This is a genomic window from Streptomyces cyaneofuscatus (assembly GCF_033109485.1).
Taxonomy (GTDB): domain Bacteria; phylum Actinomycetota; class Actinomycetes; order Streptomycetales; family Streptomycetaceae; genus Streptomyces; species Streptomyces cyaneofuscatus.
On sequence record NZ_CP137002.1, the window covers coordinates 6,359,296 to 6,375,714 of the forward strand.

Annotated in this window: 14 protein-coding genes; 6 read left to right on the plus strand and 8 right to left on the minus strand. The window is 72.7% G+C overall.

The window, feature by feature from the left end:
- Nucleotides 1–19 precede the first annotated feature (19 nt).
- The 3 genes from thiE to R2B67_RS28005 all read left to right on the plus strand — a co-directional run bounded on the left by thiE (nt 20) and on the right by R2B67_RS28005 (nt 2,735).
- Nucleotides 20–670 (plus strand): thiamine phosphate synthase, encoded by a 651-nt coding sequence (gene thiE / locus R2B67_RS27995; protein ID WP_317821928.1) that lies wholly within the window; start codon nt 20–22, stop codon nt 668–670.
- 121 nt (nt 671–791) lie between these two features.
- Nucleotides 792–1,709, plus strand: coding sequence for a methylenetetrahydrofolate reductase [NAD(P)H] (metF, locus tag R2B67_RS28000; RefSeq protein WP_109977364.1), 918 nt, complete (start codon nt 792–794; stop codon nt 1,707–1,709).
- Between the two features lie 48 nt (nt 1,710–1,757).
- The gene (locus R2B67_RS28005; protein WP_317821930.1) at nt 1,758–2,735 is read left to right on the plus strand and encodes an SCO2102 family sporulation regulator; all 978 of its coding nucleotides are present in this window, start codon (nt 1,758–1,760) and stop codon (nt 2,733–2,735) included.
- 21 nt (nt 2,736–2,756) lie between these two features.
- Here R2B67_RS28005 and R2B67_RS28010 read toward each other — a convergent pair whose 3' ends face one another.
- From R2B67_RS28010 to R2B67_RS28030, 5 genes are all read right to left on the minus strand, one after another.
- Nucleotides 2,757–4,259: a phytoene desaturase family protein gene (locus R2B67_RS28010; RefSeq protein ID WP_317821932.1), complete on the minus strand. Its 1,503-nt coding sequence runs from the start codon at nt 4,257–4,259 to the stop codon at nt 2,757–2,759.
- 99 nt (nt 4,260–4,358) lie between these two features.
- A complete protein-coding gene (locus R2B67_RS28015) occupies nt 4,359–4,976 on the minus strand; it encodes a DUF4126 domain-containing protein (protein WP_317821934.1) in 618 nt (205 codons plus the stop codon).
- Nucleotides 4,977–5,360: 384 nt separating this feature from the next.
- On the minus strand, nt 5,361–5,972 hold the full coding sequence (locus R2B67_RS28020; protein ID WP_018511982.1) for a TetR/AcrR family transcriptional regulator: 612 nt from the start codon (nt 5,970–5,972) through the stop codon (nt 5,361–5,363).
- A 29-nt stretch (nt 5,973–6,001) separates the two neighbouring features.
- Entirely contained in the window at nt 6,002–8,098 is a 2,097-nt protein-coding gene (locus R2B67_RS28025; protein WP_317821935.1) for a YhgE/Pip family protein, read from the minus strand.
- Nucleotides 8,070–8,855, minus strand: a complete 786-nt coding sequence (locus R2B67_RS28030) for an ATP-binding cassette domain-containing protein (protein ID WP_317821937.1) — start codon at nt 8,853–8,855, stop codon at nt 8,070–8,072. The genes R2B67_RS28025 and R2B67_RS28030 overlap by 29 nt, the downstream gene beginning before the upstream one ends.
- A gap of 197 nt (nt 8,856–9,052) precedes the next feature.
- Here R2B67_RS28030 and R2B67_RS28035 point away from each other — a divergent pair, with 197 nt between their 5' ends.
- The 3 genes from R2B67_RS28035 (at nt 9,053) to R2B67_RS28045 (ending at nt 11,171) form a co-directional block, all read left to right on the plus strand.
- Complete coding sequence (locus tag R2B67_RS28035; RefSeq protein WP_237325400.1) at nt 9,053–9,580, plus strand: SAV_6107 family HEPN domain-containing protein; 528 nt, start codon at nt 9,053–9,055, stop codon at nt 9,578–9,580.
- Between the two features lie 125 nt (nt 9,581–9,705).
- On the plus strand, nt 9,706–10,464 hold the full coding sequence (locus R2B67_RS28040) for a class I SAM-dependent methyltransferase (protein WP_317821939.1): 759 nt from the start codon (nt 9,706–9,708) through the stop codon (nt 10,462–10,464).
- A 302-nt stretch (nt 10,465–10,766) separates the two neighbouring features.
- The gene (locus R2B67_RS28045) at nt 10,767–11,171 is read left to right on the plus strand and encodes an SCO2097 family morphological protein (RefSeq protein ID WP_317821940.1); all 405 of its coding nucleotides are present in this window, start codon (nt 10,767–10,769) and stop codon (nt 11,169–11,171) included.
- A 204-nt stretch (nt 11,172–11,375) separates the two neighbouring features.
- Here the strand turns inward: R2B67_RS28045 and R2B67_RS28050 are convergent, their stop codons facing one another.
- The 3 genes from R2B67_RS28050 to R2B67_RS28060 are packed head-to-tail and all read right to left on the minus strand — an operon-like array spanning nt 11,376 to nt 16,239.
- On the minus strand, nt 11,376–13,796 hold the full coding sequence (locus R2B67_RS28050; RefSeq protein ID WP_317821941.1) for a transglutaminase TgpA family protein: 2,421 nt from the start codon (nt 13,794–13,796) through the stop codon (nt 11,376–11,378).
- The gene (locus R2B67_RS28055) at nt 13,793–15,175 is read right to left on the minus strand and encodes a DUF58 domain-containing protein (protein WP_317821942.1); all 1,383 of its coding nucleotides are present in this window, start codon (nt 15,173–15,175) and stop codon (nt 13,793–13,795) included. The genes R2B67_RS28050 and R2B67_RS28055 overlap by 4 nt, the downstream gene beginning before the upstream one ends.
- The gene (locus R2B67_RS28060; protein ID WP_317821944.1) at nt 15,175–16,239 is read right to left on the minus strand and encodes an AAA family ATPase; all 1,065 of its coding nucleotides are present in this window, start codon (nt 16,237–16,239) and stop codon (nt 15,175–15,177) included. The genes R2B67_RS28055 and R2B67_RS28060 overlap by 1 nt, the downstream gene beginning before the upstream one ends.
- Nucleotides 16,240–16,419: the final 180 nt, after the last annotated feature.

The window sequence follows — 16,419 nt, forward strand, 5'->3', positions numbered from 1 at the left end:
ACCACGGGGGGAATCCACCATGCCCACGCCTCGCGAGCAGCTGTCCGACGCCCGGCTCTACCTCTGCACGGACGCTCGTAAGCGCCAAGGTGACCTCCCGGCCTTCCTGGACGCCGTGCTCTCCAGCGGCGTCGACATCGTCCAGCTCCGGGACAAGGGCATGGAGGCCGCCGAGGAGCTGGAGCACCTCGCGGTCTTCGCCGATGCCTGTCGGCGCCACGGCAAGCTCCTCGCCGTCAACGACCGCGCCGACGTCGCCCACGCCATCGGCGCCGACGTCCTGCACCTGGGCCAGGGCGACCTGCCCGTGCCCGCCGCCCGCGCGATCATCGGCTCCGACCGGCTGATCGGCCGCTCCACGCACGCCGAGTCCGAGGTCGACGCCGCCGTCGCCCAGGACGGCGTGGACTACTTCTGCACCGGCCCCTGCTGGCCCACCCCCACCAAGCCCGGCCGCCACGCCCCCGGCCTCGGCCTCGTGCGGTACGCCGCCTCCCTGCGGCAGTCGCGCCCCTGGTTCGCGATCGGCGGCATCGACGCGGGCAACCTGGACGAGGTGCTGGAGGCGGGCGCCCGCCGGATCGTCGTCGTCCGGGCGATCACCGCGGCGGACGACCCGGCGGCCGCCACCGCCGAGCTCGCGAAGAGGGTCCGGGCACACACCCTCTGATCAGGTCTTACGAGGTTTCCGGTCCACCTTCGTCCCAAGGGGTGGACGGCAAACCGGCAAAACGAGACAATCTTGGCTGCTCTGGTTGGGGGAGTGTCCACCCCCTGGTTAACCTCGCCCTATGGCCCTTGGGACAGCTTCCACCAGGACGGACCACGCACGCACGGTGCGTGACCTGCTCGCGACCGGCAAAACCTCGTACTCCTTCGAGTTCTGGGCGCCCAAGACCGAGAAGGGCGAGCGCAACCTCTGGAACGCGCTGCGCCGGGTCGAGGCGGTGCGCCCGAGCTTCGTCTCGGTGACCTACGGGGCCGGCGGCTCCACCCGGGCCGGGACCGTGCGGGCGACCCAGCAGATCGCCGCCGACTCCACGCTCACCCCGGTCGCCCACCTCACCGCGGTCAGCCACTCGATCGCCGAGCTGCGCAACATGATCGGCCAGTACGCCGACGCCGGGATCAGGAACATCCTCGCGGTCCGCGGTGACCCGCCCGGCGACCCCATGGGGGAGTGGGTCGAGCACCCGCAGGGCGTGAAGTACGCGGCCGACCTCGTCCGCCTCATCAAGGAGTCCGGCGACTTCTGCGTCGGCGTCGCCGCGTTCCCCGAGATGCACCCGCGCTCCTCCGACTGGGAGACGGATATCGGCCACTTCGTCGACAAGTGCCGGGCCGGGGCCGACTACGCGATCACCCAGATGTTCTTCCGTCCGGAGGACTACCTCCGGATGCGTGACCGGGTGGTCGCGGCCGGTTGCGATACGCCGGTGATTCCCGAGGTCATGCCGCTCACGAGTGTGAAGCAACTGGAAAGATTCTCGCAGCTCAGCAACGCGACCGTCCCGGAGCCGCTGAAAGAGCGGATCCTCGCGGTCAAGGACGATCCGGCCGCTGTACGCTCCATCGGTATCGAGTTCGCGACGGAGTTCTGCGCGACGCTGCTGTCCGAGGGTGTGCCCGGGCTGCACTTCATCACGCTCAACAACTCGACGGCAACGCTCGAAATCTACGAGAATCTCGGACTGCACAAGCAGTCGTGACCGGCCGTACCCGCCCCCGAGCGGCTGCGGCCGCAGGAGGGGGCGGGCGTGGGCTGGACGGTCCTCTACATCGCATTCGGCTTGGTGGCACTGTGGCTGCTCGGTGAGGTGCTGCTGCAGTACAAGGCGCGGCTGCGCTGGCGGCTCCTCGCCTTCGGCGGCTTCCTCGGTGTGGTCATGGGGGTCCTGCTCGCCTCCGTCCCGGTCATCGTCGTCGGCGCCCTCGCCTTCGCCACCGGTCAGACCTATGTGACGCTCTCCTTCCGCCGCGGCTTCTCCACCGGCTGGGCCATAGGCGGCAGCCCGGGCGAGAGCCGCCGTCGCCGGGGCGGCGGCGAGCGCCCGGCCGCCAAGGAGCCCACGCTGGAGGTCTCCGGCCTGGAGGTCTCGGACCCCGCGGCCGAACCGGCCTTCGACTCCTTCGGCAACGGCACCGGGGCTCCGGCCACCGCGTCCGACGACCCCACCTCGGTCACCTCCGTGTACGAGCCGCAGCCGCTGCCCGACGACACCGGCCAGTACGGCGTGTACAGCGACTCCGGCTACGCGGCCGACGGCCCCGGCCAAGGGAGCCAGGACTCGTACCCGTACGAGGCGGACCCCGCGGCCCAGCCGCAGTTCGCCGCGTACGACCCCTACTCCGGCTACGACCCGCAGCAGGTCCAGGACACCTACGCCGGCCCCTACGACTACGGGACCGGCCAGCAGAGCTACGCCGCCTACTCCGACCCGTACATCGGCACCACCAACGGGACGGCCCCCTACGGCGGTTACGACGCCTACGGCAACGGTGGCAACGGCTACGACAGCCAGGGCGGCCAGCAGAGTTACGCCGACCCCTACGCCCAGAGCTACGGCACGGACGCGTACACCACGGACACCCCGCCCGGCGGCGTCTGGGTCCCGCAGCAGCGCGACGCCGAGCAGTACCCCCCGATGCCGCCCGAGCAGCCCGCCCCGTACGGCCAGGGCAACGGCAACGCCAACGGGTACGACACCGGGCAGAACGAGCAGTACCGCTACTGAGGCGGCGCGCCCCCGCGGCCCCTACTGCGAACCGCGGAACCCGTCGCCCTCCACCACGAGCCCGGCCACCAGCGTCCCCGACATCCCGGCGTGCGCGAGCCCGCCGCCCGGGTGCGACCAGCCGCCCGCCAGATAGAGCCCCGGCAGCCGGGTGAGGTTACCGGGGTGCAGATACGTGCCCTGAGCACCGGCCAGCGCGGGCGGCGGCACCGCACCGCCCTCGGCCCCCGTCTCCGCCTCGGTCTCCGCGGGCGTACGGACCTCCGTGTGCAGGATTCGCTCCCGCAGCCCGGGCACGGCCGCGCCCGCCCGCTCCACCAGCACGTCCGCGAACCGCTGCCGCACCGCCGGGTCCGTCCAGTCCACCGGGCCCTGCGTGGCCACCACCGCGCTCAGCGTCACCGCCTCGTGCGCGTCGTCCGGCCGGGTCGCCGGGTCGTCGGGGCGCAGCACCGTCACCGTCGGGTGCGCGGCGACCCGGCCCCCGAACACCGCCCCCCGCTCCGCAGCCGCATCGGCGCTGTGCACCACGGTCCGGTGCGCCGCGTCCGCCTCCCGGCCCCCGCGCAGCGACAGCAGCACCACGAACCGCCCCGGCACCGAGCCCGCCCGGACCGTCACATCGTCCGCGCCCCACACCTGCCCGCCCGGCACCAGCCCCGCGTGCGGCCGCGCCCCCAGCACCACCCGGTCCGCCTCGGCCACCTCACCGCCGGCCAGCTCCACGCCCGCCGCCCGGCCGTCCTTCTCCACGACCCGGACCACCTGGGCCCCGAAGAGGAACTCCACCCGCCGGGCCACACACCGCTCGTACACCGCCCGGGCCAGCTCCCGCATCCCGCCCATCACGTACCAGCTGCCGAAGGACTGCTCCATGTACGGCAGCAGCGCGGCGCTCGCGGGCGCGGTGCGCGGGTCGAGGCCGTAGGAGAGCGCGTACCCGTCGAGCAGGGCGGCCAGCCGGGCGTCCGCCAGCTCCCAGGCGCCGATCTCCGCCACGGTGGCCGCCTGCCGGGTGCGCAGCAACCGCCGCTGCTTCAGGGCGGGATACGGGTCGCGGCCCAGCACCTGGTGGTCCGCCCGCAGCGGCTCCTCCAGCAGCGGCCGCCGCGACCGGTCCCAGGCGTCCCGGGCCCGCTCCAGGAACCCGGTCCACCGCTCCCCGGTACCGGCGCCGAGCGTCGCGTCCAGGGCGGCGGCCACCCCGGCGCGGGAGGCGTTGGGCAGGGACACCGACGTGCCGTCGGCGAAGAGGTGACGGCTCGCCGGGTCGACCTGGGTCAGCGTGACGCTCTGCTCCAGGGACTCCTTGCCGGTCTTGACGAAGAGGTCCCGCTGGACGGCGGGAAGATGCAGCAGCCCGGGTCCCGTGTCGAAGACGAAGCCCTCGTGCTCATGACGGCCGAGCGAGCCGCCGTAGCTCGCGGACCGCTCGTACACCGTCACCTTGTTGCCCGCGACGGCCAGCCGGGCGGCCGCCGCCATGGCGCCCGTCCCGGCGCCGATCACCGCAATTCGTGCCATGCCGGTGACTTTATCGACCGCCACCGACAGCCCGGCCGGGAGGCCGGGACCCACCGGCCGACAGCTCAGCCGGGAGGCCGGGACCCACCGACCGGCAGCTCAGCCGGGCGGCCAGGGCCCCTCCGCGCCGGCCAGCCGTTTCTCCTCGCGGCGCTGGGCCCGGCGGCGCAGGAAGCGGCGGATCCGCGAGGCCAGGAAGATGACTATGACGATCCCGAGCACCAGCAGCACGGCGGCGATGATCGCCGCCGCCACCGGATTGAATATGGCGAACGTGACCACCCCGGCGACCCCGAGGTCCTCGGCGATGCTCATCCCGATGTTGCTGAAGGGCTCCGGGGAGGTGTTGACCGCCATCCTCGTCCCGGCCTTCACCAGATGGCTCATCAGCGCCGTCGACCCGCCGATCGCCCCGGCCGCCAGCTCCGGCAGCGAACCGCTCTCCCCGGCGAGCAGTGCGGCGATCACCGCCCCCGCCACCGGACGGATCACGGTGTGCAGGGTGTCCCAGACGGAGTCCACGTACGGGATCTTGTCGGCCACCACCTCGCAGAGGAAGAGCACACCGGCCACGATCAGGACGTCGGTGCGCTGCAACGCGGCGGGCACCTCGTCGGAGACGCCGGTCGCGCCGAAGACGCCGAGCAACAGGACCACCGCATAGGCGTTGATCCCGCTCGCCCAGCCACTTGTGAACACCAGAGGGATTACGGACACGCAGGAGATCGTAACGACCCGGTCGGACAACGGGCTGGGGTCGGGTGCGCAGCTCTGAGTACCCGTACTCAGGGAGCGAGATGAGTAGATGCGCGGATAGGCCCGGATCTGCGGGGACGGAAGAGTGGTGACCACGGAAGGGGCGCGGCGCCCGGACCGCCGACACGGGGCGGCGGACCGGGCGCGGCCCCTGACGGAACGGGGGTGCACGACGTCAGGACCCGGGGGCCACGGGGGACATACGGGGTCACGGGGAACGGGTCCGACGGATGCACGGAAGACGCCGGTCCGGTGGAGTTCGCAGGGGGATGCGAGCTTCACCGGACCGGCGTCTTCGTGCTTTCCGGGACCCTGGGCTCTCCGTTCGTCCGGGACCCCGGGCTCTCAGTGCCCGCTGACCCGCCCGTGCAGCAGCAGGGACAGCGCCGAGTGGACCTCGTCGATCGACCGCTCCGGCTGGAACGCCTGCCAGTCCAGCGCCGCCACCAGCACCATCCCGACCAGCGCCGCGGCCGTCAGCGGGATGTCGATCTCCTCGCTCAGCTCACCGCTGCGCACCGCCTCGCGCAGCACGTCCTCCACCACCGCGACGGCCTCCTGCCGCACCACCAGCAGCGTGGACTGCCAGGCGCGGTTGGTGCGCCATAGCTCGGCCACGTACAGCTGGGTGAAGGCCGGGTAGCGGTCGATGAAGGCCAGGCCGGCCCGGATCATCGCGTCCAGTGCCTCGACCCGGGTGCCGCCGCGCTCCTCCGACTCCTCGGCGGCGGCCCGCAGTGAGGCGGTGAGCAGCCCGACGCCGTGCCGGAGCAGCTCCTCGAACAGTTCGGTCTTGCTCTTGAAGTTGTAATAGACCGTGCCCTTGGCGACCCCGGCCCGCTCGGCGATCTCGTCGACGGTGGTGGCGGAGAAGCCCTGCTCGGCGATGAGGGTCACCGCCGCCTCGTAGAGCCTCTGCCGGGTGGCCTGGCGGCGCGTGGTGCCACTGCTTTCCATGAGGCCGATTCTCCCAGCTTCCGGCGCGCTCACAGGCTCAGCTCCGGGTGCAGCCGGCTCAGGCTCCACACCTGCTTGCGGCGGGCGGTGAACGCGGTCAGGGCGAGGGCGCCGACGGTGAAGGCGGCCAGCACCGCGCAGCCCAGCCAGACCGGGCCGAGAGGACCGCCGGTGATGAGCCTGCGCAGCCCCTCGACGACGTACGTCATGGGCAGGTACGGGTGGATCGCGCCGAAGAAGCCGGGGCTGGTCTGGACGGGGTACGTGCCCCCGGCCGAGGTCAGCTGGAGCATCAGCACGACCAGCACCAGGATGCGTCCTGCCGCGCCGAAGCAGGCGTTCAGCCACTGCACGATCGAGGCGAAGCAGCAGGTCACCAGGGCCAGGAAGGCGATCGTCCCGGCCGAGCGCGCCATCTCCAGACCAAGGCCCCAGTGCAGGACGGCCATCAGGGCGCCGACCTGGAGGATGCCGATGGCGGCGACCGGCAGCCAGCCGGCGAAGGCGATCCGCCAGGCGGAGGCGCCGGTGGAGAGCGCCCGCTTGTTGAGCGGTTGGATGATCATGTAAGCGACCATCGCGCCGACCCAGAGGGAGAGCGGGATGAAGTACGGGGCGAAACCGGTGCCGTAGTTGGGTGCCGCGTGAAGGGACTTGGAGGCCAGCTTCACCGGGTCGGCCATGACGTCGGTCCGGGCGTCGCGGTCCTTCTTGTCGTAGTCCGGGATCTTCTCGACGCCGTCGTTGAGCCCCTGGGCGAGCTCGGCCGAGCCGTCGCCGAGCCGGAACAGCCCGCCGTCGAGGTTCTCGGCGCCCGTCTTCAGCTTGCCCATGCCGGTGTTGAGGTCGGCCGAGCCGGTACGGGCGTTGCCGAGGCCGGTGTGCAGCGCGACCGCGCCCTTGGCGACCTTCTGGGCGCCGGTGTTGAGGGCGTTGACGTCCTTGACGGCCTTCTCCAGGTCGGACTCGAGGTTCGGCGCGCGCTGCGCCAGGTTCTCGGCCTGCTTCTGGAAGGCGGCCAGGTGCGTGCTGAGCGTGTTCAGTTCGCCGTTCTGACCGCTGACCAGCTTGCTCACGTCGGCGGCCGTCGTGGCGGCGTCGGACGCCGCCTCACTGGCCTTCTTCAACGCGGGGCAGGACGCCTCGTCGGGCTCGGCCGCCTCCTCGCACCGGGTGCGGTACACCCTGCCGAGTTCGTCGGCGGCGGTGCGGGCGTCGGCTGCCGCCGCCGGGGCGGCGGCCACCAGCTTGCCGAGGTTCTCACGCGCGGTCTTCGCCCCGTCGGCGGCCAGGCGGGCGGCCTCCCCGATGCTCTTCCCGTTCTCCTTGAAGTACGTGAAGAAGGGGCGGGCCTCGCCGGCGGCACCGTTGACCTTGTCGGCCAGCTGCTGGGTGCCGCCGGCCACCTGGCGGGCACCGGAGGCGACTTGGCCCGCGCCGGTGTTCAGCTTGACGATCCCGTCGGAGAGCCGCTCGGTGCCCGCCTTGGAGTCCTTGAGGCCGTCCGCGAGCTCCTTGGAGCCCTTCTTCGCCTTCGATATGCCGCCCTTGAGCTCGTCGGCGCCCTTGGCCGCGTCGGCGGTCTTGTCGTGCAGATCGGAGAAGTTGACGAAGATCCGGTCCAGGAAGCCCCGCGAGGCGTTGGTGGAGGCGGCGTTGCGCACCTCGCCGAAGACGGTCTTGGAGATCTGCCCGACGATGTAGTTGTTGGCGTCGTTCGTCCGCACCTGGAGCGCGCCCGTCTCGGGGGAGTCCCCGCCGCTGGACGCGATCTTCTTGCTGAAGTCGGCCGGCATCGTCAGCGAGAGGTAGTACGTCCCGTCCTCGACGCCCTTCTCCGCTTCCGCGGAACTCACCTCATGCCACGCGAACACCTTGGAGTCGAGGAGCTTGTCGCTGATCTCGTCCCCCGCCTCGACACGCTTGCCGTTGTTCGTGGCCCCCTTGTCGTTGTTGACCAGGGCGACGGGCAGCTTGTCGAGGTTCCCGTACGGGTCCCAGAACGAGAACAGGTACAGGGCGCCGTAGAGCAGCGGCAGGAGCAGCAGGGCGACCAGCGCGGCGGCCGGCAGCTTCCCCCTGCGGAACCGCCTCAGCTCAAGCGCGGCCAGCTTCGGCGATCGCATCGGCGCTCTCCTCCTCTTCGGTCTCTTCGGTGGTGGGTGCGGCCGGGGCCTCGTCGGAGGTGGCGGGCGCGGTACGGACGACCTGGACGTCCTCGGGGGCCTCGCTGCACACGGCGAGCACCGTGGTGCCGGAGTCGGCCACGGACCGCAGCAGCGCCCAGGCGTCGGCGCGTTCGGCGGGGGAGAGCTTGAGATCGGCGTCGTCCAGCGCGAGCAGCCGCGGGGTGCCGATCAGCGCCAGGGCGACGGAGAGCCGGAGCGCTTCGAGCCGCTCCAGATCCCGTACGGAGGTCCGCTCGGCCTTCGGCAGGGTGGCGGTGTCGAGCCCCGCGGCTTCGAGCGCCGTGTCGATCCGGGCCCGGGCGGTGGCCCGGCGTTCGGCGCGCGGGCGGAGCAGGGTGCGCAGAGAGGCCCCGTAACGGCCCTGGAGCAGGGCCCGTTCGCGCAGGTGCTCGGCGACGGTGAAGGCGGGGTCCAGCTCGCTGACGCCGGGCACCGGGCCGAGGGCCGCGATCCTGCGGACGGCGGCCGCCTTGCGGGGCAGTTCGAGGCCGCCGGTCTCCGCGCTGCCCTCGGTGGCGCGCATGCGGCCGGTCAGAGCGAGCAGAAGACAGGTGCGTCCGGAGCCGGAGGGCCCCTCGACAGCGACGAGCGACCCCGGTGGAGCGCTGAACCCCACGTGGCGGAAGACCCAGCCGCGCGGCCCCTTGAGTCCGAAGTCCTCGGCGCCGACTGCGGCGCCGTGCGGGCTCTCCACAGACCCTCCCCTGATCTCGTCCGTGATCCGATCCGGTCCCATTCTTTGAACTGACCGGTCAGTTCAAAAAGCTATCCCGAACTCGCGCTCGAAGCAAAACGGCAGGTCAGGGAAGGTTTCTGACCGATTGTCAGTGGTACCCGCCACCATGGGCACATACGGCCACGGAGCCGTCACACGACGACAGGAGGTTCGTCATGGCCAGCTCGTCCGCAGCCGCCGCCCCGCGGCGCCGCGCAGGCAGCCCTGCCCCCTCACTGACCGGTCCCGCCGACGATGTGCACCCCGTGCTGCGCCGCACCACGGCACCGCCCGCCGCCCTCGACCTGCTCGCCAAGGCCCGCACCGGCCTGGACGAGGCCGCCGTGCTCCACGAACCGAACGAGCGCTACGCCACCGCCCACCTCGCGGCCCTGCGCACGGCGGCCGCCGTGCTGGCCGCCCGGGGCCGCCCCGAGACGAACAAGCGCCACCGCGACCGCATCCGGAGCGTCTGGGAGGTCCTCCCGGAGATAGCGCCCGAGCTCACCGACTGGAGCGACCTCTTCGCCTCCGGGGCGCCCCGCAGGGCCCGCGCCGAGGCGGGCATGCCCGGCGCCGCCGACGACCGGGACGCGGACGACCTGCTGCGTGACGCCGCGCAGTTCCTGCGCCTGGTGGAGCGGCTGCTGGTCCTCCAGCCGGTGCTCCCGCAGCCGAGGACGGGGAGGCCGGCCACGGGATGAGACGGGCCGGTGCCGGATGACCGGGACGGCGGTGCGAGGCAATAGGGTGGTCAACGCTCACATCACCACCTGCACTGTTCACGCTCCGCCGTCCCAGGCGGCACCGTGCCGAGGAGTCATCTGCCGTGTCGGACCAGCTGCGCCCCCGCGCCTCCCTCCGTACCGCCGTGGTCTGGGAGGTCCTGAAGGACGCTCTGGACCGTCAGGTCAAGGCGGCCGGCCGGGACGCCCTGGATGTCCTGGACACCGGCGGCGGCACCGGCAACTTCGCGGTGCCCGCCGCCCGGCTCGGCCACCACGTCACCGTCGTCGACCCCAGCCCCAACGCGCTCTTCGCGCTGGAGCGCCGGGCCGCCGAGGCCGGGGTCGCCGACCGCGTCCGGGGCGTCCAGGGCGACATCCTCGGCCTGTTCGACGTCGTGGAGCGCGGCGGCTTCGACGCGGTGCTCTGCCACGGCGTCCTGGAGTACGTCGACGACCCCGCCGAGGGCGTACGGAACGCCGTGGCGGCCCTGCGCCCCTCCGGCGCCCTCAGCCTGCTCGCCGCGGGCCTGGGCGGGGCCGTGCTGGCCCGCGCGCTGGCCGGCCACTTCACCGAGGCCCGGCAGGCGCTCACCGACCCGGCGGGCCGCTGGGGCGAAGGCGACCCGGTGCCCCGCCGCTTCACCGCCGAGCAGCTCGCCGAGCTGGTCTCGGGGGCCGGCCTGGAGGTCGGAGCCGTGCACGGCGTGCGGGTCTTCGCCGACCTCGTACCGGGCGTCCTGGTGGACACCGAGCCCGGTGCCGTTGACGCGCTCCTCCAGCTCGAAGCCGCCGTCGCGGAGCTGCCCGCCTTCCACTCCGTCGCGACCCAGCTGCACGTTCTCGGCGAGAAGCGCCCCTGAGCCGGGCGCCCGGACCGGCCCCCGGAAGCCCCCGCGAGGGCCGGTACGGGGCTGATCAGCAACGAAGCTGTGCACGGAGTCGGACTCGGGACCCCCGTAGCGGGCCGGAGCCCCGTATGATCGGGTGACACCATCCGGCATGACGGATCGGTCGTCGGGGAATCTACGCCTCAGCAGCCGAGCCGACATAGCGGTCCGGACTGGCTGAACGCTAGAGGGCGGGTTTCACGGGGGCGAATCCCTGCCTATCCTGGAAGGGCCGCATACCGGTCGCCCCCGCGGCCGACGACGAGGAGGATCCCGTGCCGCTCTCGGAGCACGAGCAGCGCATGCTCGAGCAGATGGAGCGAGCGCTGTACGCCGAAGATCCCAAGTTCGCGACAGCGCTCGAGGGAAGCGGGCTGCGTACGTACACCCGTAAAAGGGTCTACCAGGCGGTCGCTGGCTTCCTGGTGGGTATCGCGCTCCTCATGGCCGGAATGGTCGCCCAGCAGATCTGGATCAGCGTGGTGGGGTTCCTCGTCATGCTCGGCTGTGCCGTGCTCGCGGTCACCGGATGGCGCAAGGCGCCGAAGCCCGGTGAGCAGCAGCCGGCCGCCGCGGACGGCGGGCACGGCGGCTCGCGCCGACGACCCAGACAACGCCGGTCGGTGATGAACCGCATCGAGCAGCGGTGGCAGCGCCGCCGCGACGAACAGGGCCAGTAAGAATCTTCCGGCCCGGCCCCGGAGCTCATGGCGGGGCGGGCCGTGCTCGGCACGACGTACGACACTGATGGCTGAGGGGCGGCCGCATTTCTGCGGCCGCCCCTCAGCCGTTGGCGCATGAATTCTCTGTGACGGATGAACGGGCGGACGGACGAGCGGGGCCCGGCCAGGACCACGCGGTCCTGGCCGGGCCCCGCCTCCGTCTCAGCCGTGCTGGCGTGACAGCCGGCGCCACCGGGCCGTCCAGCGGCCGCGCCCCGGACGGTCCGTCCACCGCTGGACGAGCGCCGCCCACCGGTCCGAGAGCGCCCACGCCACCCGGACGGCCGAGCGCGGTGCCAGCTTCGCCCGCAGCCGTGCGCCCCGGCCGGCCTTGGCCTCCAGCCCCGCCCGCACCGCCAGCGCGTCCTCGATCAGCCCGGCCGCGAGGCGCGGCTCGGGGGCGTACAGCACCTGTTCCACCGCGCCCGCGATCCGGTGCACGGCCTCGGCCGCCATGGTGTCGAGCCCGCCCAGACGCACGATCCGGGCCGCCGCCTTGCGGGGCGTCAGCGACTCGTCCGGCGCGATGCCGTAGTCCCAGGCGCAGTCGGTGATCTCCTGCCAGGCCGCCAGGACCCTGGCCGCCGCGTCCGAGGGCGTACGCCCCCCGGAACCGAGGCGCCGGTTTCTCACCCGGATCCGCCAGAGCAGCGGCAGCAGGGGCAGCAGCAGGACCAGCAGCGCACCGAGAACCACCAGCGCGACCGTGCCGGCCGGGGTGCCCTCGTCGGTCGGGGACGTCGGACCGGGCGCGGCGGACAGACCGCACTCACCCTGTCGGCGCATCTGCGGCGAGCAGCTATCCGAGGCGGACGGGACCGCGGACGGGGCGGTGGAGGCGTCGGCCGACGGCTGAGCCGGAGCGCTCGAACCGCCCGTGGGGGTCTCCGGCAGGGTGTAAGCCGGGGTGGCCCCCCGGCTCGGGGTGGGCTCGAAGCGGGTCCACCCGACGCCCTCGAAGTACAGCTCGGGCCAGGCGTGCGCGTCCCGCAGCCCGACCGAGGTCGAACCGTCCGCCTGGAGGGTGCCCGGGGTGAAGCCCACCGCGACCCGGGCCGGGATGTCCAGGGTCCGGGCCATCGCGGCCATCGTGAAGGAGAAGTGGATGCAGAACCCCTCCTTGTCCCGGAGGAACCGGGCTATGGCCGAGGAGCCCGTCCCCGAACTGACCGAGGTGTTGTACGTGAAGCCGCCCTCGGAGGCGAACCAGCTCTGGAGCTTCACGGCCCGCTCGTAGTCGTTGGCCGAGCCTTCGGTGATCTTCTCGGCCTCCTCGGCCACCACGTTCGGCAGCGAGTCGGGGACCTGCGTGTACTCGCTGCGCAGCTTCTGCGGCGGCGGTCCGGCCGCCGCCAGCTGGGCCGCCGTCGGCTCGACGACCAGGCTGGAGACCTCGTACTGCGCGCCGCCGGTGTCCTGCCCGTCGTCGCCGATGAGCGTGCGGCCCTCCGGCTCGTACCGCCAGCGGCCCTCGATCGCCACCTCGCTCGCCGGGTAGGGGAGCGGCAGATAGTTCTGCCGGTACGAGGGCGAGGAGGAGATGTTCGTGCGGATCTCGGTGACGGAGACGTCCCGGCCCAGACCGGTGGGCTGCGGGAGGCGGTCCGGCACATCCGTCAGACGGCGGGTCGAGGAGCGCCACTCACTGCCGTTGAACTCGTCCAGGGAGATGATCCGCAGATAGAGGTCGCGTGGGTCCTCGGCGTTGGTGCGGTACGTCATCACCTCCCGGTTGTCCGGCTGGTTGAGGTTGTCCTTGAGCGACACCAGCGGGTTCACCGCGGTGATGGTGCCGCCACCGCTGCCCTTGCCGTTCCCGCCGCCCCGGCCGCCCAGCAGACCGTTGTCCATGGCGGGCAGCGCCAGCGGAACCACCAGGGCGATGCCCAGGGCCAGCACACCGATGCGCCGCCCGGTGCGGACCGGTGCGGCCGCACCGCCGCCCCGGCCGGACAGGCCGTCCGCCAGGCCTCCCGGGGACCGGCCGGCTCCGCCGAAGACGCGCCCCCACTGGGAGAGCCGGTCGCGGCCCTCGACCAGCAGAAGCACCAGATAGCCGCAGGCCGCCAGCAGGAACCAGAGCCAGCCCGCCCCGCCGTCACCGAGTCCGGCGGCCACCGAGTACAGGGCGAGCAGGGGCAGTCCGGCCGGGGCCGCGCTGCGGAAGGTCACCGCCAGGGCGTCCACCGCCAGCCCGATCAGCACCACCCCGCCGACCACCATGAGCCGGATGCCGTCCGTCATCGGGGCCGGGATGGCGTACGTACCGATGTCCTCGCCGCCCGCCACCAGCAGCTCACCGAGGCGGACGACGGCCTGCGGGCCCGGGAGCACGCCGAACACGGCCTGGTCCCGCGCGAAGACCACGGTCAGCAGCAGCAGGGTCACCAGCGTCTGGGAGGCGATCGTCAGCGACCGGGCCAGCGGAACCCGGCGGGCGAGCGCGCCCACCCCGCCCTGGACCCCGAGCAGCAGGGCCGCCTGCACGAGCCAGCCCGCCCCCTCCACCAGCGGGAGCAGGGCCCCCGACGCCAGGAGTGTCGCCGCAAAGGCGCACAGCGCCAGCCGGGCCCGCCCGCTCATGACCATCCCCCCGGGAAATCTGTCGAACCGCCGTTGCCGGCGGACTGGGTGTCGGTGCGCATCTGGCCCGCCAGCTGCCACAGCGCCGGCAGCTCGGCCCCCGGCTCCACGGGCACCACGATCCAGCCCGCCTCGCGCAGCTTCCGCAGCCGCTCCTCGGCCTGCCCGGGCGGGGGGCCGAGGAGCAGCTCCATGCCGCCGGACCAGCGGGCGCTGTCCAGGACGAAGGCGACCGCCGCTCCGGTGCGCTGCCGCATCCGGGCCGCGACCGAGGTCTGCTCCTCGTCGAGATCGCCGAAGAACGCGATCAGCAGCCCTTCGTTGCCGCCGCGCAGCACATCGTGGGCGCGCGAGAGCCCGCCGCCGTCGGAGTGGTCGACGACCGCGAGCGTGTCCAGCATCAGGCCCGCCGAGTCCGCTGACTCCTGGGTCGAGCCCGCGAAGCCGTCGGACCCGCTCCCGGGCACCGCGTTCCCGTCGTCCGTGAGCAGCCGTACGGCGAAGCCGCGCTCCAGCATGTGCACCAGGGCGGAGGCCGCCCCCGAGACCGCCCACTCGAACGCCGAGTCGGGCCCGGAGCCCGTGTAACCGGCCTGCCGGGTGTCCAGCAGCACCGTGCAGCGGGCCCGCTGCGGCTGTTCCTCGCGGCGGACCATCAGCTCGCCGTGGCGGGCGGTGGAGCGCCAGTGGACCCGGCGCAGGTCGTCGCCGTGCCGGTAGCCGCGCGGGATGATGTCGTCCTCACCGGCCAGCGCGAGCGAGCGCTGCCGCCCGTCGCCGTACCCCGAGGCCTCGCCCGCGAGCCGCAGAGCGGGCAGCGGGACCGTGCGCGGGATGACGACGAGCGTGTCGTACGCGCTGAAGGAGCGGGTCAGCTCGCACATCCCGAACGGGTCGCTGAGCCGCAGCTGCAACGGGCCCAGCGGATAGCGGCCGCGCAGGTCGGAACGGACCCGGTAGGACACCTCACGCCGGCCGCCCCCCTCCACCCGGTCCAGCACGAACCGGGGCCGCGGCCCGAGCACGTACGGCACGCGGTCCTGGAGCATCAGCAGCCCCGTGGGGAGCCGGGACACGTTGTCCATCCGCAGGTGCACCCGGGCCTCCGAGCCCGTGGGCACCCGGGACGGCGTCAGCCGCCGGGTCCCCGTCACCCGGTAACGGGTGCGGTAGAGCACGATCACGCAGACCAGGGGCAGCACGGCCAGCAGCAGCCCGACGCGCAGCAGGTCGGCCTGGCCCAGGACGTACGCGCAGACGGCGGCGGCCACCCCGGCGGCGAGGAAGGAGCGCCCCCGCGTGGTGAGCCCGCCGAAAGCCGCCCGCAGTCCGCCCTTGCTGGAGCCGTCCTGCACGGCGCCGGGCTCGCCGGCCGTCATCACAGCCGCCGGGTGCCGGGCTGCTGCTGGCCGTAGAGCGGGCGGCCCGGGTCGTGCGCGCCCTGGGGCGGAGGCACGGGGCCGCCGCGCACGGCGCCGGGATCGGTCGGGACCGGGGTGCGCTGGATGATCTCCAGCACCACCTGCTCCGCCGTCCGGCGGTTCAGCTGGGCCTGCGCGGTGGGCAGCAGCCGGTGCGCGAGCACGGGCGCGGCCAGGGCCTGCACGTCGTCCGGGAGGGCGTAGTCCCGGCCGCTGAGGGCCGCCGAGGCCTTCGCGGCGCGCAGCAGGTGCAGCGTCGCGCGCGGGGAGGCGCCGAGCCTGAGGTCCGGGTGGCTGCGGGTGGCCCCGACCAGCTCCACCGCGTACCGCCGCACGGCGTCGGCGACGTGCACCGTACGGACGGCGTCGATCAGCTTCACGATGTCGTGGGCGTGCGCCACCGGCTGGAGGTCGTCCAGCGGGGAGACGCCCCCGTGCACGTCGAGCATCTGCAGCTCGGCCTCCGGGCTCGGATAGCCGATGGAGACCCGGGCCATGAAGCGGTCGCGCTGGGCCTCGGGCAGCGGGTAGGTGCCCTCCATCTCGACCGGGTTCTGCGTGGCCACCACCATGAAGGGGTCGGGCAGCTCGTAGGTCTTGCCGTCGATGGTGACCTGGCGCTCCTCCATCGACTCCAGCAGCGCCGACTGGGTCTTCGGCGAGGCACGGTTGATCTCGTCGCCGATCACGATCTGCGCGAAGATCGCACCGGGCTTGAACTCGAAGTCGCGCCGCTGCTGGTCGAAGATCGACACACCGGTGATGTCCGACGGCAGCAGATCCGGCGTGAACTGGATGCGCCGCACCGAACAGTCGATGGACCGCGCCAGCGCCTTGGCCAGCATGGTCTTGCCGACCCCGGGCACATCCTCGATGAGGAGATGCCCCTCGGCGAGCAGCACGGTCAGCGAGAGCCGTACGACCTCAGGCTTGCCCTCGATCACACCCTCCACCGACCTGCGCACCCGCTCCGCTGTGGTGGTCAGATCTGTGAGGCTCGCTCGATCGTCATAGGTCGTCACCCGGCCCTCCTCGGCCCTTTTGCGCATGGGCCGGGGCGCATGTATCCGCCCGGCCCACCCCGAAATACGGACGCTCCTCCGGAAGGCCCGGTGGAGGTCACCCACGCATTCTTGTTGCCGTTACCGCTTCGTGTCACTTGCCTGTGGATAAGTGGGTGCGAAATGTCAGTCTCTGCCGTG

What these genes read in the sequence shown, in the direction of transcription:
- thiE (WP_317821928.1), top strand. Translation starts at nt 20, where the DNA reads ATGCCCACGCCTCGCGAGCAGCTGTCCGACGCCCGGCTCTACCTCTGC.
- metF (WP_109977364.1), top strand. Translation starts at nt 792, where the DNA reads ATGGCCCTTGGGACAGCTTCCACCAGGACGGACCACGCACGCACGGTG.
- R2B67_RS28010 (WP_317821932.1), bottom strand. Translation starts at nt 4,259, where the DNA reads ATGGCACGAATTGCGGTGATCGGCGCCGGGACGGGCGCCATGGCGGCG.
- R2B67_RS28020 (WP_018511982.1), bottom strand. Translation starts at nt 5,972, where the DNA reads ATGGAAAGCAGTGGCACCACGCGCCGCCAGGCCACCCGGCAGAGGCTC.
- R2B67_RS28025 (WP_317821935.1), bottom strand. Translation starts at nt 8,098, where the DNA reads ATGCGATCGCCGAAGCTGGCCGCGCTTGAGCTGAGGCGGTTCCGCAGG.
- R2B67_RS28035 (WP_237325400.1), top strand. Translation starts at nt 9,053, where the DNA reads ATGGCCAGCTCGTCCGCAGCCGCCGCCCCGCGGCGCCGCGCAGGCAGC.
- R2B67_RS28050 (WP_317821941.1), bottom strand. Translation starts at nt 13,796, where the DNA reads ATGAGCGGGCGGGCCCGGCTGGCGCTGTGCGCCTTTGCGGCGACACTC.
- R2B67_RS28055 (WP_317821942.1), bottom strand. Translation starts at nt 15,175, where the DNA reads ATGACGGCCGGCGAGCCCGGCGCCGTGCAGGACGGCTCCAGCAAGGGC.